Raw genomic sequence first — 21,552 nt, forward strand, 5'->3', positions numbered from 1 at the left:
TGATCATCGCCGCAGCTCAGTCACGACATGCGGGGTGTCGCTTCCCCCACCCCGAGGCAGATGCGCGTACGGTGGTCCGAGACGCCTGGGTGGCCGACTCGTGGCGTGCGGCCAGCGAAGCGGGACGGAGGCAACGCTATGCGCCCAGTACGCTTCGTCGCCCTCTCCGAGGACGGCCATGCCCTGGTTCTCGCCGACGAGGTCGGGCGACTGCTCGCCCTGCCGATCGACGAGCGGATTTCCGGTGCGCTGCACGCCGAGCCCGGTGCGCCGCCGCTCGCGGTGGCGCCGACCGCGGCCGACCCGGTTCCGTCGCTGTCCCCTCGGGACATTCAGGCTCGCATCCGCTCCGGTGAGTCCGCGGAGGATGTCGCCCGGATCGCCGGGGTGCCGGTCGACCGGGTGCTGCGCTACGCCGGCCCGGTGTTGCAGGAGCGGGCGATGCTGGCCCAGCACGCCCGCCGCACCCGCCTCAAGGGCGCGGAGAAGCCCACCCCGCTCGCCGAGGTGGTCAACGGTCGGCTGAGCCAGCACGGCATCGACACCGAGAAGATCTCCTGGGACGCGTACCGGCGTGACGACGGCACCTGGCGGATCATCGCCACCTGGCCGTCGGGCAAGGCCACCGCGCAGGCCATCTGGGATCTCGACAAGACCCGGCAGTCGGTCGCGCCACACGACGACATGGCGCAATACCTGTGCGCCGAGCGGCCCACTCCGATCCTCGGCCAGGAGCCGGCACCGGAGCGGGGCGGGCACGCCCTGCCCGGTCCGTCGCGTGGTGAGCCGAGCCGTGGCGGGCACGGGTTGCCGGCGGCGTCCGAGCACCCGCGCCCCGGCCGGGATCCGATCCGTGCCGGCCGCGATGCGCTGCTCGCCTCACTGGACCGTCCACTCGGCGCCTCGTCCGGCCGTGGGCTGGAGCCGCGTACTCCGGCTGCCCTTGCCGGTTCGGACGCGCCTCGGCAGCGGCCGGTCGGTGGGGGTGCCGCAGCGCTGCTCGGCGGTGGTCAGGGCTCGGCCTTCGACGACGACTCGGACGCGCCCAAGGAGGTGCCGGCCGTGCCGTCGCTGGCGGTGCTGCGGCCTCGCCGGACGGGCGCTGCGGCGGCCGCCGGCGGCGAGTCCACCGACGCCAACGGCAAGCCGCGCAAGCGGTTGCCGAGCTGGGACGACGTGCTCTTCGGCACCGGCCCGGCGGCGCGCGAGTCTTCCTGACGCTCGCGTTGACGGGTGACACTGTGCACCCGTCAACGCGAAGCGTTCGGACCTCACCGAATGTCTCCATCGCCGTTGCGATGAGGGGCGGCGACCCCGCGTACGGCCTCGGCGACGGCGGCGAAGTCCTTCTTGAGGATCGCTCCGTGGTTGCTGGCGACCTTCGCGCCGATCGTGATGTGCGGGTTGCGGGCGGTCACCGCGTCGAGGCTGGTCCGGATCTGCTCCTGCTCGTCCCCGCGACTGCCGAGGGACGTTCCGGAGGCGACCACGTACCGCACGGGGACGGTGATGGCGTCCAGCACCGGGCCGAGTTCCCGCTCGCGGGAGAGTTCGCCGAGTTCGATGTTGCTGTCCGCCATCTGGTCGGCGTTCATCCGGGGGGTCAGGCCGGTGGGGCGCAGCAGCGGCATGAACAGGTTCATCCGTCGGAACATCTTGCGGATCCGCTGCGCCATGGCCTCGTCGAGCCAGTCGTGGGGGAACGCGCCGTCGACCAGGACGGCGCCCAGGGCCCGCTCCGGGTTCCGGTTGACCCAGTGTGCTCCGACCACCGCGCCGTAGGACCAGCCCACAAGCACCGCCTGGTGCACCCCTCGGGCGGCGAGAACGGCGTCGACGTCCCGGACGGCCGCCTCGAACGAGTAGTCGGCTGAGCGCTTCGACTTCCTGCCGCGAGCCCGCTCGTCGTAGGTGATGTGCCGGAACCCGGTGCCGAGGTCGGCGATGACGCGCCGCCAGTACCCCTGGGTGGCGAACTGGCCGTTGAGGTAGACCACGGGGATGCCGGGACCGCCGGTGTCTGTGACGGCCAGGGCGGTGTCGTCGACCGGCACCATGCCGGTCCACGCCGAGCTGGTCGAGGACATGCTGTTGTTCGTCATCTCGATCCGTCCTTTTCAGAGGCTGCGGGCGTTGATGTCGCCCTGCATGGTGCTGGCGTGGATGTCGAGCTCGATGGTGCCGTCGTTCTTGAGGGAGTTGCTGACACGGCCGTGGCCGGTGCCGGCGTCCAGGGCGGCCGAGACGCCGGCCGCCGCCGCGACCGAGATGTCGCCGGACTGGGTACGGAGGACGACTGTGCCGCGCATGGCCTCGGCGACGGTGATGTCACCCCGGGCGGTGCTGATCTCGGCGGGGCCGTTGAGCCGGCCGACCTCGACGTCGCCGTCGATGGCGGTGAGGCGGACACTCGCGGCCTCGTCGATCTTGATTTCCCGGTACGCCCCGTCGACGGCGACGTCGCCGAGGCGGCCGACGCCCCGAAGTTCGGCGCTGGCGGCCCTGGCCTGGACGTGGGAGCCGGCGGGCACCCGGACGGTGACCTCCAGGGAGCCGGAGGGGCCGAAGAGCTTGTTGATGGGACGTGCTGTCGTGATTCGCAGGACGCCGTCGGCGTAGGCGACGGTGGTCTGCTCGGCGGCCCTGGTGTCGCCGCTCTTGGCGGGGTCGGCCGGGAGGACCTCGACGGTGGTGTCAGAGCGGTCCGCGGCGATGAGCTGGATGCGTCCGGCGGGGATGTCCAGGACGGCGGAGATGGGGGCGGGTGTGGCGAACGTCTGCATCGTGCTCTCCCAGGTGTCGGTTCTTGTTTCCGGTGCGGGAAACGCTACGTTGCTTTCTGGTTTTTGCAACATCCCTGTTGCAGCGAAGAACGGTTTTAGCTGTTCAGAGCCACGGATTTGTTGCAACGATCCTGAATCTAATGCAACGCCGTGGACGCCTACGTTGCATTGGCGTGTGAGTTAACGCTATGGTGGCGGGGTCTGGGACCACCGCCCTACGGGACCACGAGGGAGATCGCGATGCCGGGAGGCAGGCTCACCCAGCAGGAACGCCAGCAAATCGCGCTGGGGCTGACCGACAGCCTCCCCTACGCCGAGATCGCCCGACGCCTCGACCGTCCCACCTCGACTGTCACGCGCGAGGTGATGCGCAACGGCGGCCCCACCGGCTACCGCGCCGATCTGGCCCACCACGCGACCGAGCGCCGCGCCCACCGGCGCAAGCCGGCCCCCTCCCGTGGGGCCGGGGCGGCCCCCCAACCGGACGGACACGACGCCCAGGCCGTGGCCGACTACGAGGAGACGTTCACCACCGTCCTCATGGCCTCCGGTCTGAACAAGATGGGTGCCCGAGTGTTGACCAACCTGTTCCTCACCGACTCGGGCAGTCTCACCGCGTCCGAGCTCGCCCAGCGCCTCCAGGTCAGCCCGGCGTCGATCTCCAAGGCGATCACCTTCCTGGAGAGCCAGAGCCTCGTCCGCCGCGAACGCGACGAACGCCGCCGCGACCGCTACGTCATCGACGACGAACTCTTCTACCAGGCGACGATCGCCAGTGCTCGGGCCAACGACCATCTCGTCGCGACCGCACGCCAGGGCGTCGCTCTCCTCGGCGCGCACACCCCCGCCGCCGCCCGGCTGGAGAACATCGCCCGCTTCCTCGACTTCATCAGCGAGAGCATCACCCGCGCCGCCGAACAGGCCCGCGAGATTCTCCGCAGCAGGCCTTCCACAGCGACCAGCGACCTGCCGCCGGGTCACAGCGACCAGGCGGCGATCCGTTCGTAGCGCGGTCGGCCGCCGAGGTGGCTGCGCATCAGCACCAGCTCCGACGCCGGCCACGATGGCCCTTCGTACCCGTCCAGGCTGGCCCGGTCGGCCTCGACGTCGGCCGGGTCCATCCGGTCGCCGGGCCGGGCGACGGTCAGGTGCGGCCGAAATGGCCTGTCGTCGCACGGCAGCCGGCCGTGGCTCAGCCTGGACCGAATCAGCCCGGCCAGCACGTGCAACGCCTCGACCTCCCCCCGCAGGTCCACCCACAGCACTGTGGATCGACCCTGGCCGAACCGACCACCGCCGCCGAGGCTCAGCCGGGGCGAGGCGTCGCGGCCGTCGCGGAACCGCTCGGCGGCCAGGCCGAGCGCACTCTCCACCTCGACCAGTCGGGCGGCCTCGACGTCGCCGAGGAAGGCCAGAGTGACATGCAGGTGGGCCGGTTCGGCGAGCCGGACGTTGATTCCGGCGGCGGCGGCCGCGGCGGTGACCCGTAGGCGCGCGACCTGCGCGACCAGGTGGTCGACCGACTCGGGACGGGGGTAGACCGCGACGAAGAGCCGCACGCTCAGCGGTGCCGCTGCCAGTGCCCGGCCCTCGCCGCCGGCAGGCTCAGCCCGGCGGCGTGCAGCACACCCTCCACCCGGACCCGCTCGATCTCCTGGTCGACGCCGTCCAACTCGCCGAGATGCTCGGCGATGCCGAGGGCCCGGCAGGCGAGCCGAAGCCGATCGTCGTACGCCTGGAGCAGGGCGCCGTGCCAGACCATCGGTCGGCCGGCGCCACCGAGCCGCTGACCGCCCAGACGCCGCAGGTCGGCGGCGAGCTGCTCCAGGGGCCGACGGTCGGTGCGGTCGAAAGCGCTGAGATCGATGTCCCGGGTCAACGCGTCGGCCTCGATGGCCCGATCGAGGCGCGCGATCGTCCGTTTCTCCCGCCGACGCTCACGCCACTCGGACCAGCCGCAGACCATCCGGTCGAGGATCTCGTCGTAGCAGAAGAGCAGGGCGAATGCCGCCGGAAGACTGGCCACGGCGAGGAACGCCAGGGCCAGCATCAGCGCGCGTCCGACTCCCACACATCGACGCTAAGCCCCATCGTGCCTCCTCGCCAGCGGTTTACGCGTATCCGCGTCATGCGCTGAAGACGGCGCGGACGGCGCGGAACCGCTTCCGCAGGCGTCAGCAGTCGGTGGACGTGACGTAGAAGCGGGGCATCGGCAGTACCCGGAAACGCAGCCGGGCGCCGGAGCGGCGCAGCTGCCAGGTGAGGGCGATCAGCGCGGCGGACAGCGAGATCAACCCGCCCATCCAGATGCTGGCACCGGCGCCGTAGGTCTCCGCGACCCAGCCGATCAGCGGCGCGCCGACCGGGTTGGTTCCCAGGAACACCAGCACCCACAGGGCCATCACCCGACCCCGGAAGGCCGCGTCCACCCCCATCTGGATGCGCTGGTTGGCGGCCTGGGCGAAGAAGACCATGCAGAAGCCGGTCGGCACCAGCAGGGCCACGACCAGCCAGTACGCCGAGGCGAGGCCAACCAGGGTGCCGAAGCTGGCGCAGGCGATCGCCGCGCCCAGCACCAGCCAGACCGACGGGCGGCTACGCCGACCGGTGCCGCTGAGCGCGCCGCCGAGCGCGCCGACGGCCAGCGCCGTGCTGAACAGACCGAAGGAGGCAGCACCGGTGTTGAAGACGGTCTTCGCCAGGGCGGCCAGCGTGAGCTGGAAGTTGAACAGCGACATGCCGATCACCGACATGACCGCCATCGGCAGCAGCAGGTCGGGGCGGCGCCACACGTACCGCAGCCCGTCGACGACCCGTGCGGACGCCCGCTCGTCGCGCGGCAGCAGGGCGTCGCGGTGCAGCTCGGCCGTCCGCATCCGGACGACGTTGACCAGGGGCGCTACGGAGCTGAGGGCGGTGAAGAGGAACACCGGGCCCACGTCGAACGCGGCGATGGCCAGGCCGGCGACGGCCGGGCCGACGATCCGGGCGGAGTTGAACACGGCGGCGTTCAGCGACAGCGCGTTGGGGAGCAGCGACGTGCCGACGAGTTCGGAGACGAATGCCTGCCGGACCGGAGTCTCGACGGCGTTGGCCGTGCCGAGCAGCGCGGCGAAGGCGAAGACGTGCCAGAGCTGCACCAGGTCGGTGAGGACCAGCACGGCCATGCCGAGCGCCAGCACACTCCAGAACGTGTTGGCGGCGAAGAGCAGCACCCGCTTGTCGTACCGGTCGGCGAGTCTGCCGGAGAGCAGGGTGAGCAGGAGCACCGGGGTGAACTGACACGCGGTGACCACACCGAGCGCGGTCGCCGAGTTGTCGGAGAGCTCGAGGACGAGCCAGTCCTGGGCGATGAACATCATCCAGACGCCGATCAGCTTGATCAGTTGCCCGGATGCGAAGAGGCGGTAGTTGCGGACCTGTAGGGACTGGAACATCGTGCTCAGCTTGGCCTGCACTCTTGGTGCGCCTCCTCCGGACGTACGCGTCATCGACAGGTGACGGCACGGACCCGGTGGCGCGGGTGCGGCTCAGGCGCGAGCGAGCTGCTGAAGAATCTGGGCGGCCCTCTGCAGGGTCTCCCGTTCGTCCTCGTCGAGCGCGGCCAGCCGGTGGGCCAGCCATTCGTCGCGGGCCCGCTCGAACTGGTCGAGCACGGCCTGCCCCCCTTCGGTCGCCGCGAGGATGACCTGCCGGCCGTCGGTCGGGTGGGGTGTCCGCCGCACGAGGCCGCGGTCCTCCAACTTCCCGACGATCTTGGTCATCGTCGGTGGCTGCACCCGCTCCACGTCGGCCAGCTCCCTGGGCGTCAGCGCACCCGCCAGCCGCAGGCTGGTGAGCGCGGAGACCTGGGTGACTGTCAGGTCGCCGACCGGTCGGGCCTGGCGGACCCGTCGGTTGAGTCGGGTGATCGCATCACGCAACTGGGGAGCCAGTTGCGCCGGTGGCACGCGTTCCGCCGTCACCGTCCGCTCCATCACGTTAGTTAGCTTAACTAATGAGCCTGGCTAACGACATCTCTTATGACCAGGCTCACGAGGACGTTAGTGCTGTTCCGGGCGGGGAATCCCGTTCGACTCCCCACCCGGACGTACGTCACAACACCAGGGACTCGATCGGCCCGCGCAGGAAGTACAGCACGAACAGCGCGGCCACCCCGTACAGCAGCGGGTGGATCTCACGGGCCTTGCCCTTGGCCAGCTTGACCACCACGAAGGTGATCAGACCAGCGCCGATCCCGTTGGAGATCGAGTAGGTGAAGGGCATCAGCACGATGGTGAGGAACGCCGGAATCGCGATCTCGTAGTCGGACCAGTCGATCGTCCGCACCGCGGTCATCATCAGGAAACCGACCACCACCAGGGCCGTCGAGGCTGCCTCGAACGGCACGATCACCACCAGCGGCGCCAGGAACATCGCCAGCAGGAACAGCGCGCCGGTGACCAGGTTGGCCACACCGGTCCGGGCGCCCTCCGCGACACCGGCGGCACTCTCGATGTACGACGTGTTGCTGGACGTGCTGGCCGCGCCACCGGCCGCCGCGGCGATCGAGTCGACGAGCAGGATCTCCTTGGTCCGCGGCGGGGTGCCCTTCTCGTCGAGCAGGCCACCCTCCTGGCCGACGGCCACCATCGTGCCCATGGTGTCGAAGAAGTCCGTGATCAGCAGCGTGAAGACGAACATCAGCACGACCACCCAGCCGGCCCGACCCCACGAGTCGAGCACGTTGAACTTGCCGAGCAGCGACAGGTCGGGCAGGTCCACCACCGTCTTCGGCAACTCCGGCACGTTCAGCGACCAACCCTTCGGGTTGGGTTGACCGTTGACGAACGACGGGCCGATGTTGCCGATCGCCTCCACGATCACCGCCAGCACCGTCGAGGCGAGGATGCCGATCAGGATCGCGCCCCGCACTCGGCGTACCACCAGCACCAGGGTGATCAGCAGGCCCACCACGAAGACCAGCATCGGCCAGCTCACCAGCTTGCCGCCGATGCCCAGACCGACCGGGACGGTGGTGTTGGCGTCGTCCGGGATCCGCCGGACGAAGCCGGCGTCCACCAGGCCGATGATGGTCAGGAACAGACCGATGCCGACCCCGATCGCGGTCTTCATCTGGGTCGGCACCGCGCGGAACACCGCGGTCCGCAGACCGGTCAGCACCAGCACCGCGATGATCACACCCTCGATCACCACCAGGCCCATCGCGTCGGCCCAGGTCATCTCGGGAGCGATCTCGTACGCCACCAGCGCGTTCACGCCCAGACCAGCGGCGAGCGCCAACGGGAACCGGCCGACGACACCCATCAGGATGGTCATCAGACCGGCGACCAGCGCGGTCGCGGCAGCCAGCGCGGGAATCGGGAGGGTCTTGCCGTCACCGTCGACGGCACCACCCAGGATCAGCGGGTTGAGCACCACGATGTACGCCATCGTGAAGAAGGTCGCCAGGCCACCGCGTACCTCGCGGCTCATCGTCGAGCCGCGGGCGGAGATCTCGAAGAACCGGTCGAAGCCGTTACGCGGGTGAGCGGGGTTGGGAGGTGTGCCGTTCTCGGGCGGCGCTACTGCCATCAGGTCCTCGCAGGTGATCTTCCGGTTGTCGCGCGCATCGTCCCAGATCAGCGGCGGACAGGGGAAGTCTGTCGCGTACGCTTGCCGAATGCCGAACGAGCAGCCACCGCGGCCCGCACCACTGGACCCGCCGATGGTGCCGTTCGCCCTCGCCGGTCTGATCGCGTGGGCGGTGGCCGGGCTGGTCCTGCTGATCTTCTTCCGGGGTTGGCTGACCGACCACGGTCACCAGAACTGGCTGTGGACCTGCCTCGCCGGTTTCCTGTGGGGCTTCCCGGGGCTCGCCGTGATGATGCGGCACGACGCCAACCGACGCCGACGCCGGGCGAGCTGACCCCGCCCGAGCACCGCGAACGATCAGGGGTGCCCGTAGGGTTCCGCCGGCTCGGCGGTCTCCACCGAGCCCGGGGCACGGCTGACCGACATGGCCTCCACCGCGCTGTCGTCGTACACCGTGGGTAGCTCTTCGACCGCGGTCTCGGCCGCCTCGATCAGCGTCTCGGAGTGCGCACCGCAACCGTGGTCGGCGCTCACCACCCGGCCGTCGTCCGGGGCGTAGAAGTTGCCGCACGCCCCGAACGCCTGCCGCATCGCACCCGCCAGCGGCAGGTAGAAACCGCAGGTGCCGCAGCGGGCGGCGGCCGGCGCGGCGGTGGAGATCGGCGCGGCGGGGCCGTGGTCGCCGTCGTACCAGCGCTGCGCCGCCTCCATGCGGCCCTCGCGGGACAGCACGCGCGCCCGCCCGAGGCCCAACTCCCACGCGGTCTCCTCGACCGCCGGGTCGTCGGAGAGCAGGTAACCGGGGACCAGCCGGTCGTCGTCCGGCGAGGTCGGCAGCAGATCACCCGGACCCAGGTCGCCCGGCTTCAGCCGCTCCTGCCAGGGCAGCCAGCCGGGGGCCAGCAGCGCGTCGGGCCCGGGCAGCAACACCGTCTCGCAGATGGTCACGGTCTTGCTGCGCGACACCCGGGTGACGGTGACCGCCCACCGCCAACCGCGGTATCCGGCGAGGCGGCATTCGAAGTAGTGGGTGACCAGCCGATCACCTTCGGCAACAACCTGCAGGTGATCGCCGACATCGTCGGCGTCGACCTCGGTGATGCCAGCACGCGCCACCTCGACGGCGGCGGCGCAGACCTGGTCGAGACGGGCGGCACGGGTGGAGGCGGGCCTGGTCACCTCACCATTGTTCCCCATGCGCCCCGCGGGGGTGACAGGGACTCCCGGGGAACCTTTCCCCGCAGTGGTGCGGCGTACCTGGATCAGATGGGCGAGGATGGTGCACATGCCGTCGTACTCCCGCTCCGGGCGATCCGTCCTCGGGCGGACCGTCGGCACCGGCATCCGCGCCGTTCGGCTGCTGTTCCGCGGTTCGGTGGGCGGCGGCCGCTGGGTGACCCGCCGGGCCGGGCGGGCCCGGGCTCGGGGCGCCGGTGGCGAGGTCGGCATGGTGCGCCTGTTCGACCTGCACGCGCTCTCCTGCGCCGGTGACACCCTGATCGCCATCGGCCTGGCCGGGACGATCTTCTTCAACGTTCCGTTGGGCGAGGCCCGCAGCAAGGTCGCCATCTACCTGCTGGTCACCATGGTGCCGTTCGCCATGCTCGCCCCCGTGGTGGGCCCACTGCTGGACCACTTCCGGCACGGCCGGCGGTACGCGCTGGCCGCCACGATGCTGGGTCGCGCCTTCCTGGCCTGGTTGATCTCCGACTACATCCACGGCTTCGGGCTCTATCCCGCCGCGTTCGGGGTGCTCGCGCTGTCCCGGGCGTACGGCGTGGCGCGTTCCGCAGCCGTGCCCCGGTTGTTGCCGGAGGGCCTCGGTCTGTCCCAGGTGGGTGCCCGGGCCAGCGTCTACGGCACGGTCGCGGGCGCGCTGGTCGCTCCGATCGGGTTGGCCGCGTTCTGGTTCGGGCCGCAGTGGCCGCTGCGCGTCGCGTCGGTGATCTTCCTGGTCGGCATGGTGATCTCCCTGCGTCTGCCACCGAAGGCCGACTCGGAGCCACCGGAGCGGGTTCCCCGGCCACTGCGCGCGCTGGGCCGCAACCGTGGCGATCGACCCCTGGGCCGGGGTCGCCCGGCCGGCCGGCTGGTGATCGCCACGCTGATCGGCGCCGCGACGCTCCGCGCGGTGTACGGCTTCCTACTGCTCTTCCTCGCCTTCGCGATCAAGAAGGGCGACCTGACCACTGTGGCGTTCGGCCGCGACCTGGGCGCCGAGTGGGCGTTGGGAGTGGTCGGCGGCGCGCTCGCGGTCGGCACGTTCCTGGCCACCGCCGTCGGCACCCGTCTGCGCATCCACCGGCCGACCGCCATCCAGTCCAGCAGCATGATCATCGTGGCGGGCGTGGCGGTGCTCGCCGTCATCCAGTTCTCGCTGGTGATGGTCGCCCTGCTCTGCCTCGTCGCGGCCATGGTCAGCGGGATAGCGAAGCTGGCCGTGGACGCCTCGATCCAGGAGCGCATCCCGGAACGGCTGCGGGCGAGTTCCTTCGCCCATTCGGAGACGGTGCTGATGCTCGCCTTCGTCGCCGGCGGAGGGTTGGGGCTGGTCCCGTTCAACGGTCGGATGGGCATCGCGGTGGCCGCCGGAGTTGGCGTCCTGGCCGCGATCCGGGGCGTGCTGGTCGCCGCCCGGCTGCGCGGCGAGAAGCTGGCCGGCCGGCCGCTCGGCGACGACGAGCTGACCGAGGACGAGCCGGCCGACGAGCCCGGGGATGTCGCGCCCACCTCGCCGGCCCCGGCCCAGGCCCAGGCCGGCTCGCCACGGTACGACGACCCGAGCCTGGCCCCTCCGGGCTACCACATCTACCGTCCGTCCTCGGCGGTCGGCGGCCCGGGTGGCGGGGTGGACGACGAGACCCGCCGCGAGTCCCCCGGCTCGGTCTCATGACCGGTCTGCTGGTGGTGACGGCGGTCCCCGCCGAGGCGGACGCGGTCCGCGCCGGCCTGACCGACCACACCGTCACCGTCACGCCGGTCGGCGTGGGCCCGGCCGTCGCCGGTGCCGCCACCGCCCGGCTGCTGGCGCTGGCCGAGGCCGCCGGCCGCCCGTACCGTGCGGTGATCAGCGCCGGCGTGGGCGGCGGCTTCACCGGGCGGGCCGAGGTCGGCGACACCGTGCTCGGCACCGCCAGCATCGCCGCCGATCTGGGCGCCGAGTCACCGGACGGGTTCATCCCCGTCGACGAGCTGGGCATGCCGCCGGCGATGCTCGGTGTCGGCGGCACGGTGCCGACCGACCCGAGCCTGCTGGCGGCACTGCGGGCCGCCCTCCCGGCGGCCACGATCGGGCCGGTGCTCACCGTCAGCACGGTCACCGGCACCGAAGCCAGCACGCGGGAGCTGCGCCGACGCCACCCGGAGGCGGTCGCCGAGGCCATGGAGGGGTACGGCGTGGCGGTCGCCGCGGCGCAGGCCGGGGTGCCCTTCGCCGAGCTGCGGACCATCTCCAACCCGATCGGCCCGCGCGACCGCGACGCCTGGCGGCTGCGCGACGCCCTCGCCGCCCTCACCACGGCAGCGCTCGCGCTGCGCTGAGCCGGCTGCGGCTCAGCCGTAGCTCTGCCGTCCCGGACGGCCCAGCCGCAACGCGGCGGGCCGACGGGCCTCGATCTCGAAGCCGCACGCCAGCAGGAGGTCGATGCCGACGCCCTCGGCAAGCGCGGCCGCGTCGTCGACACCCGCCTCGCGCATCTCCGTGAGCAGAGCCGTGACCAGCCGACGCCCGAGCCCCAGCCGCCGATACCGGGCGTCAACGAGCACGCCGTCGAGCACCATCTCCCGCTCCGCCATACCGGGGTACCACTCCCCGTGCTCAAGGTGCGGACTCCGCTCGTGTGCCCGCAGTTCTCCGACCAACTGCCCGTCGGGCAACTCGGCGATGTACCGCCAGCAGGTGGCTGGCAGGTCGCCGACGAGCCGACGGACCTGGGCCGTCCGACGGATCTCCGCGGCCCACCGTCGGTTGTCGCGGTAGCGCCGGTTCAGCTCGTACGCGGCGGGTGGCAGCGGAAGCGGATATCGCTCGGGCGGCAGCCGGTACCACTCCGCCCACCAGGCACCCGGCCAGTCCCGAGGCTCGTACACCGGCCAGACGTCCAGGTGCGCCGGGTAGCGCCGCCCGGCCTCGTCCCGCATGTCGTCGTGCGGAACCGTGGTCGGCTCGGTGATGTCGAGGGCCGACGGCACGCCGACGGCCAACTCCCCGCCCGCCGCCCGGACGAGACGCTCCACCGTCCGGAACCGGGGATCCACCGCGCGCCCCGACTCGATCCGCGCCAGCGTCGGCTGCGGCACTCCGGACCTCTCGGCCAGTTCCCGCTGACTGAGGTCGGCACGACGGCGCAAAGCTCGCAGAGCCTGGCCGAGATCAGTCTCGCCGGCTCCATCCATCCGCTCGGTCGCCTCGGTCACAGGTCGATGCTCCCGGGCGATCAACGAGCTATCAACAGCCACGTCAGAGCTGTGGATAACCCTGTGGAAAAACTCCCGGGCCGGTGGACGGTCCATTCCAATGGCCCTTTGGAGCTGAATCGTTTGGGACATCACCGCAGCCGAGCCGCAGCGTGGTGCGGCCCAGCTCGGCGCGGTGCAACGCGGTGCGATGCAGCTCGGCGCGGTGCAACGCGGTCCGATGCAGCTCCGTGCGATGCAGCTCCGTGCGATGCAGCTCCGTGCGATGCAGCTCCGTGCGATCGATTCGTTTACGACATCAGCTCCAAAGGGAGCCCGAGGCAGGTGGCCGACCCGGCCAGCCAGGCCGTCACGAATCACAGTGGGCGGGGTGGACACGGGCCGCGAGGCGGAGGCAGGGCTAACGTGAGGGGCGTGGCGCTCTCCCTGGCGATCTCGCCCTGCCCCAACGACACGTTCGTCTTCCACGCGCTGGTGCACGGGCGGGTCCCCGGCGCACCGCCGGTCGAGGTGACCTACGCGGACGTGGACGTGACCAACACAGCGGCTGAGCGAGGTGCCTTCGACCTGGTCAAGGTGAGCTTCGCGGCGCTGCCCTGGCTTCTGGACGACTACCACCTGCTGCCCTGCGGTGGCGCGCTCGGCCGCGGCTGTGGCCCACTGGTGCTCACCAGGGGTGACCGCACCGACCTGACCGGTGCCACGGTGGCGGTGCCGGGCGACCGGACCACCGCGTACCTGCTGTTCCGGCTCTGGTCGGCCGGACAGCCGCCGGCCCGGATCGAGGTGGTCCCGTTCCACGAGATCATGCCGGGCGTCGCAGCTGGCCGGTACGACGCTGGGCTGGTCATCCACGAGGCCCGGTTCACCTACCACCGGCACGGCCTGACCGCGCTGGTCGACCTCGGCGAGTGGTGGGAGGCCGACACCGGCCTACCCATTCCGCTCGGGGCGATCCTGGCCCGTCGCGGCGCCGTCGACCCGGAGGCCGCAGCCGGCTGGGTCCGCGAGTCCGTCCGGCAGGCCTGGGCGGACCCGGCTGCCAGCCGGGAGTACGTGTTGGCGCACGCCCAGGAAATGGAGCTCGACGTGGTGGACCGGCACATCGGCCTCTACGTCAACGAGTTCACCGCCGACCTGGGTGAGGCCGGTTTCGCCGCGGTGGCGGCACTCCTCGACCGGGCCGCCACCGCCGGCCTGGTGCCTCAGACCTCCAGCTCGCGCGCGACCGCGTGGACCAGCTGAGCGATCTTCTGCGCGGTCTTCTTGTCCGGGTACCGGCCCCGGCGCAGGTCAGGCTGGACCTTGGCCTCCAGCACCTTGATCATGTCCTCGACGAGGCCGTGCAACTCCTCGGCCGGTCGGCGGCGCAACTCCGCCATCGACGGCGGCGCGTCCAGCAGCTTGACGCCCATGGCCTGCGCGCCCCGGCGGCTGTCCACCACGCTGAAGTCGACCCGCTGGCCACCCTTGAGGTCGGTGACACCCGCCGGCAGCGCCCCCTTGGGCAGGAACACGTCGCCGCCCTCGTCACTCGTGACGAAGCCGTATCCCTTGGCCGTGTCGTACCACTTCACTCGACCCGTAGGCACCTGAAAACCCCTGCTTCACTTGAGCCGCTACTGCTCCAAGGCTAGCTGGATCATGCCGTCGAGCGCCCCTGGGAATCCGCGGAGATCGTCGAGCACCACGTTCGCGCCGGCCGTGAGCAGCTCGTCCGGGGAGCAGGGGCCGCTCGCGACGCCGATGCCGGGCACCCCGGCCGCCCCCGCTGCCACCATGTCCGCGACATGGTCACCGACGTAGTGGGTGGCGCTGTGCTCGCGCAGGGCGGTCGCCTTCTGCTCGGCGAACAGGTCACCAGCCAGCTCGTCGACCCGGAGACCGAGGTGGTCCAGGTGCAGCCGGGCCAACCGGCCCATCTTGGCGGTGACGACCAGCACACGACCGCCTCGCGCACGGACCGCGTCGATGGCCTCCCGCGCACCGGGCATCGGGACCGTCGGGGTGATCGCGTACGCCGGGTACAGCTCGCGGTACTCGCGTACGGCCGACTCGAGCTGCCCTGGTGGGAACCAGTGCGCCAGCTCGGTACGCAGCGGCGGCCCGAGCCGGGACACCGCCAGGTCGGCGTCCACCGGCACGCCCGTCCGGACGGTCAACGCCCGGAAGGTCGCGGCGATGCCGGGGCGGGAGTCGACCAGGGTCATGTCGAGATCGAATCCGACGGTCAGTGCGGGCATGCCGAGAAACGTACCCGGCGACTCCTGTCCGGCCGAACGTCCGAGGGGCGCGGAAGCCCGGTGCCGGGCTAGCGTGGAAAGACGATGACCACCTCACTCGCCGACCACCTGCGGTCGCTGCCCGACGAGTCACTGGCCGCGCTCCTCCAGCTGCGGCCCGACCTCGTCGTGCCCGTGCCAGCCGACGTCTCCGCCCTGGCCATCCGGGCCCAGTCCCGGGTCTCGGTTGCTCGCGCGCTGGACGGGCTGGACCAGTTCACCCTCCAGATCCTCGACGCCGCCCGCCTCACCCGAAGTCCGGACGACGGCACCACGGCCACCGACGCGGTGCTGGCCATGGCGACCTCCGGGCCGCACCCGCCGGCTCCGACCGCCGTCCGGGCCGCCGTGGGTCGGCTGCGTGCGCTCTTTCTGCTGTACGGCCCGGAGCACGCGCTGGAGGTGGTGCCCGCCGTCGACGAAGTCGCCCCGTACCCCGCTGGGCTCGGCCGGCCGGCCGCGGAGCTGGACCCCCGCACGGCCGCGCTCTGTGCGGACCCGGCGAAACTGCGCCGGACGCTACTCGCCGCCCCGCCCTCGGCCCGGGCGATCCTGGACCGCCTGGCTGCCGGCCCCCCGGTGGGCAGCGTGCCTCCGGGCGCGTTGCAGGCACCACCGCTCGGCGCGGAGGACCCGGTGCTCTCCGACCCGACAAACGGTGGTGCCCCGGCCGGCTCCCCGGTGCGTTGGCTCGTCGACAACCGGCTGCTGGTCCCCGTGACGACCGGCTCCTCGACGGCCAGCGGCACGGTGGAGCTGCCCCGCGAGGTCGGTCTGCTGCTGCGGCGCGACAGCGGCCCCCTCGGCCCGCTACGTACCAGCCCACCGCCGGTTGCCGGCGCGCCACGCGAACCGAAGGCCGTCGACTCGGCCGGCGCCGGGCAGACGATGGAGGTGGTCCGGCACACCGAGGGGCTGCTGGAGCAGCTCGCCGACGAGCCCGCGCCGGTGCTGCGCTCGGGCGGCATCGGCGTACGGGACCTGCGGCGGCTGGCGCGCACCGCCGGGCTGGACGAACCGACGACCGCCCTGCTGCTGGAGGTGGCGTACGCGGCGGGGCTGCTCGGCGAGTTGGAGATACCGGGCGCGGCCACCGGCCGGTACGGGGCTGATCAGCAGGTGCTGCCGACCGGCGGGTACGAGGTGTGGCGGGCCGCCTCACTGGCCCAACGCTGGGAGCAGTTGGCCCGGGCCTGGTTGACCATGACGCGGCAGGTGGGGCTGGTCGGCCGCCGGGACGACCGGGACCGACCGATCACCGCGCTCTCCTCCGAGGCCGAACGGGCGAGTGTGCCCGCCATCCGGCGGGCCGTGCTCGGCGTACTCGCCGACCTGGAATCGACGACCGCGCCCACCCCCGACGAGGTGCAGGACCTGCTCGACTGGCAGACGCCACGACGCAGCCGGGGTCGGGACGCCGCGCATCGGGAGGTGCTTGCCGAGGCCGCGCAGTTGGGCGTCACCGGGTTGGGGGCGCTCACCTCGTACGGTCGGCTGCTGCTGGGTGACCTGACGTCGACCGGCGAGCGGGGCGACGAGGACCCGCTGGGCGTGCACGCTGACGTCGAGAGCGGCGACCCGTCCAGTGCCGCCCGGGCGTTGGACGCGCTGCTGCCCGCCCCGGTCGACCACTTCCTGGTGCAGGCCGACCTGACCGTGGTGGTGCCCGGCCCACCCGAACCGGCGCTCTCCGCCGAGTTGGAGGCGATGACCGAACTCGAGTCGGCCGGCGGGGCCAGCGTGCACCGGGTGACCACGGCGAGCGTGCGACGCGCACTGGATTCCGGCTACACGGCCGACGACCTGCACGACGTGTTCCGGCGGCGGTCGCGTACTCCGGTGCCGCAGGGCCTCACCTACCTGGTGGACGACGTGGCCCGTAAGCACGGCGGGCTGCGGGTCGGCCTGGCTGGGGCGTACCTGCGCAGCGACGACGAGACCCTGCTCAGCGAGGTGCTGGCGGACCGTCGGCTGGAGGCGTTGGCGCTGCGACGGCTCGCGCCGACGGTGCTGTGCACGCAGTACCAGGTCGGTCGGCTGCTGGGTGCGCTGCGCGACGCCGGGTACGCCCCGGTGCAGGAGGACGGCAGCGGCAGCACGGTGCTGACCCGCCCACGGATCCGGCGGGCCCCGGCTCGGGTGTCGGTGACGACCCGGACGCTCGACCCGTTGGCCACCCCGAAGCTGCCCATGCCACGGCTGCTCGGTGTGGTGGAGCACATCCGGCGGGGTGACGCGGCGGCGCGGGCGGCCCGACGGGCACCGGCGGTGGTGCGTGGCGGTGCGGCGGGGCTGGGCGGCGGCCCGGTGCCGGCGCACACGCACAGCGAGGCCCTGGCGGTGCTCCAGCAGGCGGTGCGGGACAAGGCGCTGGTCTGGGTCGGTTACGTCGACGCTCACGGGGCGACCGCGTCCCGCCTGGTCAAACCGGTCTCGATCGGCGCCGGCTACCTGCGCGCCGAGGACGAACGGACCGAGATGCTGCACACGTTCGCGCTGCACCGGATCACCGCGGCGGTGGTGGCGGACTGACCGGCTCGGGTCGGCTGACCGACAGCGCCACCGCGGGCGTTGTCGGTCAGCGGTGGCGCTGTCGGCTGCGACTCCGGCGCACGGTGCCGACCACCGAGATGATCAGAAGTAGTGCGAAGCCGGCGCCGGCGGACTCCCCGACCGAGTCGACGAAGCCCTGCCGCAGCACCAGCCAGCCGAAGAGGAACCACCCCAGGAGGAGTGTCGCCGCGACGGCGTACGCGATCACCGTCGCTCGGGACACCTCGTCGGGTGGTGCCTGCTCGTGTTCCGCGATCACGTCACGGTCGACCGTCATGCCAGCCTCCCCGCCCCGTCCGGCCCTGGACTCCCAGGGTGACACTCGTTGGACCGGTCGGACAGGGGTTAAACCCCCGATTCGCCGCCGTGTCGCTCAGGTGCCGGGGCGGCGGCCGATCAGCACCACCCGGGTGCCGACCTTCCCCAGCTCCCACATCCGGACCGCGTCGGCGTGCAGGAGGTTGACGCAGCCGTGCGAGCCGATCGACTTGTCGTGCAGGTAGGTGGTGGTTTCGTGGAACCCCATCCCCTGGGTGAAGTGCTGCCAGTACGGCAGCCACACCTCGTACGGGTCGGACCACTCCCTGGGGTTGCGGAAGTTGACGGTGAACGTGCCGGACGGGGTGCGGTAGCCGGACATGCCGGTGCGGGTCACCGTCGGCTCCATGATCACCTTGCCACCCCGGACCGCCCAGACGGTCTGCCGGGTCAGGTCGACGCAGAACGTGGTGCCCGTGCCGGCCTTGCACCGGCTCGGATCGGTGGTGGCGAGGCGCTGGGCCACGTCGAGGGTGGTCGGTCCGGCGCGACCCTCGACGGGGCGAATGCCGTACCTCTTCTGGAACTTCTTGATGGCGGCGCAGTCGGCGGCGGACTGCCGGCCGTCCACGGTGACCGCCCCGAACCCGCCCAACTGGGCCAGGTAGGTCTCCACCGCGCGCTGGTGCTGGCCCTGCGGGCAGCCGGCGACGGTCGGCGTACCCGTGCTGGGGGTTGGTTTCGGTGTGGCGCTGCGGGTGGGTTTTGGCGTCGGCTCTGGCTTGGGTGTGGCGGAGGTGGGCGCGGCCGGCGTCGGCCGGCCGCGCTGGTCCGGCCCGGGCGTGCCGCTCGCCCCCGTTGCCTGTCCCGCCGCACCGGCTGGGGCGGCTCCCCCGCCACCACTCCCACCGGACTGCGGATCGAACGTGCACGCACCGGAACCGACCAGCACGACCACCAGCAGGGCGACAAGCCGGGAGGTGCTCCACACACGCTTCATGGCACCTCCCCGAAGAGTCGTCCCCTTGCTAGACGTTCGTGAGTGCCGTCACGGTTGCACCCGGTGAGCATCTTTCTTCGGACATCTCGTCCCGTGCAACACTGGATGGTCGGCCATCTGCGGGTATGCGACCCGCCCGAGCCGAAGACCAACCGAGGAGAGGACGCTGGCGTGAGCGGTGGACCACTGATCGTGCAGTCGGACAAGACCCTGCTGCTGGAGATCGACCACCCCGACGCGCAGGCCTGCCGGATGGCGATCGCGCCCTTCGCCGAGTTGGAGCGCTCGCCGGAGCACGTGCACACGTACCGGCTGACGCCGCTGGGGCTGTGGAACGCCCGCGCGGCGGGGCACGACGCCGAGGGTGTGGTCGACTCGCTGCTCAAGTACTCCCGCTACCCGGTGCCGCACGCGCTGCTGGTGGACGTGGCCGAGACGATGGACCGGTACGGCCGGCTCCAGCTCGCCAACGATCCGGCGTACGGGCTGGTGCTGCGCGCGCTGGACCGGCTGGTGCTGATCGAGGTGGCCAAGAGCAAGAAGCTCGCCGGCATGCTCGGCGACAAGATCGACGACGACACCATCCGGGTGCACCCGTCCGAGCGTGGCCGGCTCAAGCAGGCGTTGCTCAAGCTGGGCTGGCCGGCGGAGGACCTGGCCGGCTACGTCGACGGTGAGGCGCACCCGATCGAGCTGGCCGAGGCCGGCAAGGACGGGCGCAAGCCGTGGACGCTGCGGTCGTACCAGCGGGAGGCCGTCGAGGCGTTCTGGGCCGGCGGGTCGGGTGTGGTGGTGCTGCCCTGTGGCGCCGGCAAGACCCTGGTCGGCGCGGCGGCGATGGCCGAGGCGAAGGCGACCACGCTGATCCTGGTCACCAACACGGTGGCCGGCCGGCAGTGGAAGCGGGAGCTGATCGCCCGCACGTCGCTGACCGAGGAGGAGATCGGCGAATACTCGGGCGAGCGCAAGGAGATCCGGCCGGTCACCATCGCCACGTACCAGGTGCTCACCTCGCGTCGCGGTGGCGCGTTCACCCACCTGGACCTGTTCGGGGCCCGCGACTGGGGCCTGGTCGTCTACGACGAGGTGCACCTGCTGCCCGCGCCGATCTTCCGGTTCACCGCGGACCTCCAGGCCCGCCGTCGGCTGGGCCTCACGGCGACTCTGGTACGCGAGGACGGCCGCGAGGGTGACGTGTTCAGCCTGATCGGCCCGAAGCGGTACGACGCGCCGTGGAAGGACATCGAGTCGCAGGGCTGGATCGCCCCGGCCGAGTGCACCGAGGTCCGGGTGACCCTGACCGACGCGGAGCGCATGTCGTACGCGACGGCGGAGGCGGAGGAGCGTTACCGGATGGCGGCGACCGCCCGCACGAAGCTGCCGGTGGTTCGCGCGCTCGTGGAGCGGCACCCCGAGGATCAGGTGCTGGTGATCGGCGCGTACATCGACCAGTTGCACCAGCTCGGCGAATACCTCGACGCGCCGATCATCCAGGGCTCGACCACGAACAAGGAGCGGGAGCGACTGTTCGACGCTTTCCGGTCCGGCGAGTTGCGGACCCTGGTGATCTCCAAGGTGGGCAACTTCTCCATCGACCTGCCCGAGGCGGCGGTGGCGATCCAGGTGTCCGGGACGTTCGGGTCACGCCAGGAGGAGGCGCAGCGGTTGGGTCGGGTGCTCCGGCCGAAGGCCGACGGCCGGCAGGCGCACTTCTACACGGTGGTGTCCCGGGACACGATCGACACCGAGTACGCGGCACATCGCCAGCGCTTCCTCGCCGAGCAGGGGTACGCGTACACGATCGTCGACGCCGACGACGTCCTCGGCCCGAAGCTGCCGACCGTCGACTGACCCGCGGTGTCCGGGTCGCTCTGATGCCCCGACTTCCCGGAACCCGAGTCGATCAGTGGGTTGGGCGCGGGCGGGGCCCGGGGGCGTGGTGTCCCTCGCGCTCACTGTCGAGCTGATGTCGTAAACGAATCGGCCGGATCCGGGGTACAGCCGGTCGTTGTCATCCCATGGTTCACTGTCGCGCATGTCGTGGCGGAGGGCTCGGTCGTCCCTGGCGGTCATCTTGACAGCCACCCTGGTGGTGGCAGGAATGGCCGCCTGGCGGTGGACGCACAACCATCCGCCGTACGGTCCGGAAGCAGTGGCCATCACCTCCTCGCTCAGCCTCGTCAGCTACGCGGAGGCGCAGGCGGCTCTCGGCGAGGAGACCCGCCCACCGCTGGCGTCCGACGAACGCGACCAGCTGGTGCTGGGCCGGGTCGCCTGGCAGCCTCCTCCTGAGCCACTCGATGGCGGCTACTTCGCGGTATTCCTCATCGACAAGCGCACCAACCGCAAGCCGGGCGACTTCGCCGTCTCCGCTCCCCAGGAGGCCATCAGCCTCGGCAGCGCCGGTGTCGAGAACCGGATCGCCGAACGCTATGCCTGGCTACGGGGTGCGGGCGACGTCAAGGTCGGAGACAACGAGTGGCGGAGCAACGGCAACAGACTTGCCGTGTACGACGAGACGGCCTCGCCACTGACGTTCGTCGCGCTTTTTCCGTACGTCGCTGATGCTGCTCGGAAGCCGACGGTAGCCACCGCGCCGGTTGGGATGCCCGACCTGCTGCTGGCCCTGGTCTACCTGGGGCCGGACGGGCAGGTCTACTGGGCGCAACGGCTCCAAGGCTGAGTG

22 protein-coding genes are annotated in these 21,552 nt (G+C 71.5%); 9 read left to right on the forward strand and 13 right to left on the reverse strand.

Features of this window, described 5'->3' with window-relative positions:
* Positions 1-138: 138 nt before the first annotated feature.
* Positions 139-1,218 (forward strand): septation protein SepH, encoded by a 1,080-nt coding sequence (gene sepH, locus ABGB10_RS21230; protein WP_347662617.1) that lies wholly within the window; start codon positions 139-141, stop codon positions 1,216-1,218.
* A gap of 53 nt (positions 1,219-1,271) precedes the next feature.
* Here sepH and ABGB10_RS21235 read toward each other — a convergent pair whose 3' ends face one another.
* Positions 1,272-2,102 carry an alpha/beta hydrolase gene (locus tag ABGB10_RS21235; protein ID WP_347662618.1) on the reverse strand — a complete coding sequence of 277 codons (831 nt, stop codon included), beginning with the start codon at positions 2,100-2,102 and terminating at the stop codon, positions 1,272-1,274.
* 15 nt (positions 2,103-2,117) lie between these two features.
* A complete protein-coding gene (locus ABGB10_RS21240; protein WP_347662619.1) occupies positions 2,118-2,783 on the reverse strand; it encodes a DUF4097 family beta strand repeat-containing protein in 666 nt (221 codons plus the stop codon).
* A 240-nt stretch (positions 2,784-3,023) separates the two neighbouring features.
* On the opposite strand from ABGB10_RS21240, the gene ABGB10_RS21245 reads away from it, so the two are divergent.
* Complete coding sequence (locus ABGB10_RS21245; RefSeq protein ID WP_347662620.1) at positions 3,024-3,791, forward strand: helix-turn-helix domain-containing protein; 768 nt, start codon at positions 3,024-3,026, stop codon at positions 3,789-3,791.
* Here the strand turns inward: ABGB10_RS21245 and thpR are convergent.
* The 5 genes from thpR to ABGB10_RS21270 form a co-directional block, all read right to left on the reverse strand.
* The gene (thpR, locus tag ABGB10_RS21250; RefSeq protein WP_347662621.1) at positions 3,761-4,342 is read right to left on the reverse strand and encodes an RNA 2',3'-cyclic phosphodiesterase; all 582 of its coding nucleotides are present in this window, start codon (positions 4,340-4,342) and stop codon (positions 3,761-3,763) included. The two genes, ABGB10_RS21245 and thpR, sit on opposite strands and share 31 nt — an antisense overlap.
* 2 nt (positions 4,343-4,344) lie before the next feature.
* Positions 4,345-4,854: a hypothetical protein gene (locus ABGB10_RS21255; protein WP_347662622.1), complete on the reverse strand. Its 510-nt coding sequence runs from the start codon at positions 4,852-4,854 to the stop codon at positions 4,345-4,347.
* Between the two features lie 103 nt (positions 4,855-4,957).
* On the reverse strand, positions 4,958-6,241 hold the full coding sequence (locus ABGB10_RS21260; protein ID WP_347662623.1) for an MFS transporter: 1,284 nt from the start codon (positions 6,239-6,241) through the stop codon (positions 4,958-4,960).
* Positions 6,242-6,313: 72 nt separating this feature from the next.
* On the reverse strand, positions 6,314-6,763 hold the full coding sequence (locus ABGB10_RS21265; protein ID WP_172862146.1) for a MarR family transcriptional regulator: 450 nt from the start codon (positions 6,761-6,763) through the stop codon (positions 6,314-6,316).
* A 115-nt stretch (positions 6,764-6,878) separates the two neighbouring features.
* Positions 6,879-8,357, reverse strand: a complete 1,479-nt coding sequence (locus ABGB10_RS21270) for an NCS2 family permease (RefSeq protein WP_347662624.1) — start codon at positions 8,355-8,357, stop codon at positions 6,879-6,881.
* An 88-nt stretch (positions 8,358-8,445) separates the two neighbouring features.
* On the opposite strand from ABGB10_RS21270, the gene ABGB10_RS21275 reads away from it, so the two are divergent.
* Positions 8,446-8,691 carry a DUF2530 domain-containing protein gene (locus ABGB10_RS21275; protein WP_347662626.1) on the forward strand — a complete coding sequence of 82 codons (246 nt, stop codon included), beginning with the start codon at positions 8,446-8,448 and terminating at the stop codon, positions 8,689-8,691.
* Between the two features lie 23 nt (positions 8,692-8,714).
* Here the strand turns inward: ABGB10_RS21275 and ABGB10_RS21280 are convergent, their stop codons facing one another.
* Positions 8,715-9,644, reverse strand: coding sequence for a DUF3027 domain-containing protein (locus ABGB10_RS21280; protein ID WP_347662627.1), 930 nt, complete (start codon positions 9,642-9,644; stop codon positions 8,715-8,717).
* On the opposite strand from ABGB10_RS21280, the gene ABGB10_RS21285 reads away from it, so the two are divergent.
* Together ABGB10_RS21285 and ABGB10_RS21290 are read left to right on the forward strand one after the other, a co-directional pair.
* On the forward strand, positions 9,643-11,250 hold the full coding sequence (locus tag ABGB10_RS21285; RefSeq protein WP_347662628.1) for an MFS transporter: 1,608 nt from the start codon (positions 9,643-9,645) through the stop codon (positions 11,248-11,250). The two genes, ABGB10_RS21280 and ABGB10_RS21285, sit on opposite strands and share 2 nt — an antisense overlap.
* Positions 11,247-11,897 (forward strand): futalosine hydrolase, encoded by a 651-nt coding sequence (locus tag ABGB10_RS21290; RefSeq protein ID WP_347662629.1) that lies wholly within the window; start codon positions 11,247-11,249, stop codon positions 11,895-11,897. Before ABGB10_RS21285 ends, ABGB10_RS21290 begins: the two co-directional genes overlap by 4 nt.
* Before the next feature lie 12 nt (positions 11,898-11,909).
* On the opposite strand, the gene ABGB10_RS21295 is transcribed toward ABGB10_RS21290, so the two are convergent.
* Positions 11,910-12,773: a helix-turn-helix transcriptional regulator gene (locus ABGB10_RS21295; protein ID WP_347662630.1), complete on the reverse strand. Its 864-nt coding sequence runs from the start codon at positions 12,771-12,773 to the stop codon at positions 11,910-11,912.
* Between the two features lie 414 nt (positions 12,774-13,187).
* Between ABGB10_RS21295 and ABGB10_RS21300 the strand changes: the two genes are divergently transcribed.
* Positions 13,188-14,018 (forward strand): 1,4-dihydroxy-6-naphthoate synthase, encoded by an 831-nt coding sequence (locus ABGB10_RS21300; protein ID WP_347662631.1) that lies wholly within the window; start codon positions 13,188-13,190, stop codon positions 14,016-14,018.
* On the opposite strand, the gene ABGB10_RS21305 is transcribed toward ABGB10_RS21300, so the two are convergent.
* Together ABGB10_RS21305 and ABGB10_RS21310 are read right to left on the reverse strand one after the other, a co-directional pair.
* A complete protein-coding gene (locus ABGB10_RS21305; RefSeq protein ID WP_088986676.1) occupies positions 13,979-14,365 on the reverse strand; it encodes a cold shock domain-containing protein in 387 nt (128 codons plus the stop codon). The two genes, ABGB10_RS21300 and ABGB10_RS21305, sit on opposite strands and share 40 nt — an antisense overlap.
* 27 nt (positions 14,366-14,392) lie before the next feature.
* On the reverse strand, positions 14,393-15,016 hold the full coding sequence (locus ABGB10_RS21310) for an HAD hydrolase-like protein (RefSeq protein WP_347662632.1): 624 nt from the start codon (positions 15,014-15,016) through the stop codon (positions 14,393-14,395).
* A gap of 84 nt (positions 15,017-15,100) precedes the next feature.
* Here ABGB10_RS21310 and ABGB10_RS21315 point away from each other — a divergent pair, with 84 nt between their 5' ends.
* Positions 15,101-17,587, forward strand: coding sequence for a helicase-associated domain-containing protein (locus tag ABGB10_RS21315; protein WP_347662633.1), 2,487 nt, complete (start codon positions 15,101-15,103; stop codon positions 17,585-17,587).
* Positions 17,588-17,633: 46 nt separating this feature from the next.
* Here the strand turns inward: ABGB10_RS21315 and ABGB10_RS21320 are convergent, their stop codons facing one another.
* Together ABGB10_RS21320 and ABGB10_RS21325 are read right to left on the reverse strand one after the other, a co-directional pair.
* On the reverse strand, positions 17,634-17,885 hold the full coding sequence (locus ABGB10_RS21320; protein WP_347662634.1) for a hypothetical protein: 252 nt from the start codon (positions 17,883-17,885) through the stop codon (positions 17,634-17,636).
* Between the two features lie 96 nt (positions 17,886-17,981).
* Positions 17,982-18,866, reverse strand: coding sequence for a L,D-transpeptidase family protein (locus ABGB10_RS21325; protein ID WP_347662635.1), 885 nt, complete (start codon positions 18,864-18,866; stop codon positions 17,982-17,984).
* A gap of 171 nt (positions 18,867-19,037) precedes the next feature.
* Between ABGB10_RS21325 and ABGB10_RS21330 the strand changes: the two genes are divergently transcribed.
* On the forward strand, positions 19,038-20,717 hold the full coding sequence (locus tag ABGB10_RS21330; RefSeq protein WP_347662636.1) for a DNA repair helicase XPB: 1,680 nt from the start codon (positions 19,038-19,040) through the stop codon (positions 20,715-20,717).
* Between the two features lie 223 nt (positions 20,718-20,940).
* The gene (locus ABGB10_RS21335; protein WP_347662637.1) at positions 20,941-21,549 is read left to right on the forward strand and encodes a hypothetical protein; all 609 of its coding nucleotides are present in this window, start codon (positions 20,941-20,943) and stop codon (positions 21,547-21,549) included.
* Positions 21,550-21,552: the final 3 nt, after the last annotated feature.

Source organism: Micromonospora sp. B9E7 (assembly GCF_039871815.1).
GTDB lineage: Bacteria > Actinomycetota > Actinomycetes > Mycobacteriales > Micromonosporaceae > Micromonospora.

What these genes read in the sequence shown, in the direction of transcription:
- sepH (WP_347662617.1), top strand. Translation starts at nt 139, where the DNA reads ATGCGCCCAGTACGCTTCGTCGCCCTCTCCGAGGACGGCCATGCCCTG.
- ABGB10_RS21235 (WP_347662618.1), bottom strand. Translation starts at nt 2,102, where the DNA reads ATGACGAACAACAGCATGTCCTCGACCAGCTCGGCGTGGACCGGCATG.
- ABGB10_RS21240 (WP_347662619.1), bottom strand. Translation starts at nt 2,783, where the DNA reads ATGCAGACGTTCGCCACACCCGCCCCCATCTCCGCCGTCCTGGACATC.
- ABGB10_RS21245 (WP_347662620.1), top strand. Translation starts at nt 3,024, where the DNA reads ATGCCGGGAGGCAGGCTCACCCAGCAGGAACGCCAGCAAATCGCGCTG.
- ABGB10_RS21270 (WP_347662624.1), bottom strand. Translation starts at nt 8,357, where the DNA reads ATGGCAGTAGCGCCGCCCGAGAACGGCACACCTCCCAACCCCGCTCAC.
- ABGB10_RS21275 (WP_347662626.1), top strand. Translation starts at nt 8,446, where the DNA reads ATGCCGAACGAGCAGCCACCGCGGCCCGCACCACTGGACCCGCCGATG.
- ABGB10_RS21285 (WP_347662628.1), top strand. Translation starts at nt 9,643, where the DNA reads ATGCCGTCGTACTCCCGCTCCGGGCGATCCGTCCTCGGGCGGACCGTC.
- ABGB10_RS21280 (WP_347662627.1), bottom strand. Translation starts at nt 9,644, where the DNA reads ATGTGCACCATCCTCGCCCATCTGATCCAGGTACGCCGCACCACTGCG.
- ABGB10_RS21290 (WP_347662629.1), top strand. Translation starts at nt 11,247, where the DNA reads ATGACCGGTCTGCTGGTGGTGACGGCGGTCCCCGCCGAGGCGGACGCG.
- ABGB10_RS21310 (WP_347662632.1), bottom strand. Translation starts at nt 15,016, where the DNA reads ATGCCCGCACTGACCGTCGGATTCGATCTCGACATGACCCTGGTCGAC.
- ABGB10_RS21315 (WP_347662633.1), top strand. Translation starts at nt 15,101, where the DNA reads ATGACCACCTCACTCGCCGACCACCTGCGGTCGCTGCCCGACGAGTCA.
- ABGB10_RS21320 (WP_347662634.1), bottom strand. Translation starts at nt 17,885, where the DNA reads ATGACGGTCGACCGTGACGTGATCGCGGAACACGAGCAGGCACCACCC.
- ABGB10_RS21325 (WP_347662635.1), bottom strand. Translation starts at nt 18,866, where the DNA reads ATGAAGCGTGTGTGGAGCACCTCCCGGCTTGTCGCCCTGCTGGTGGTC.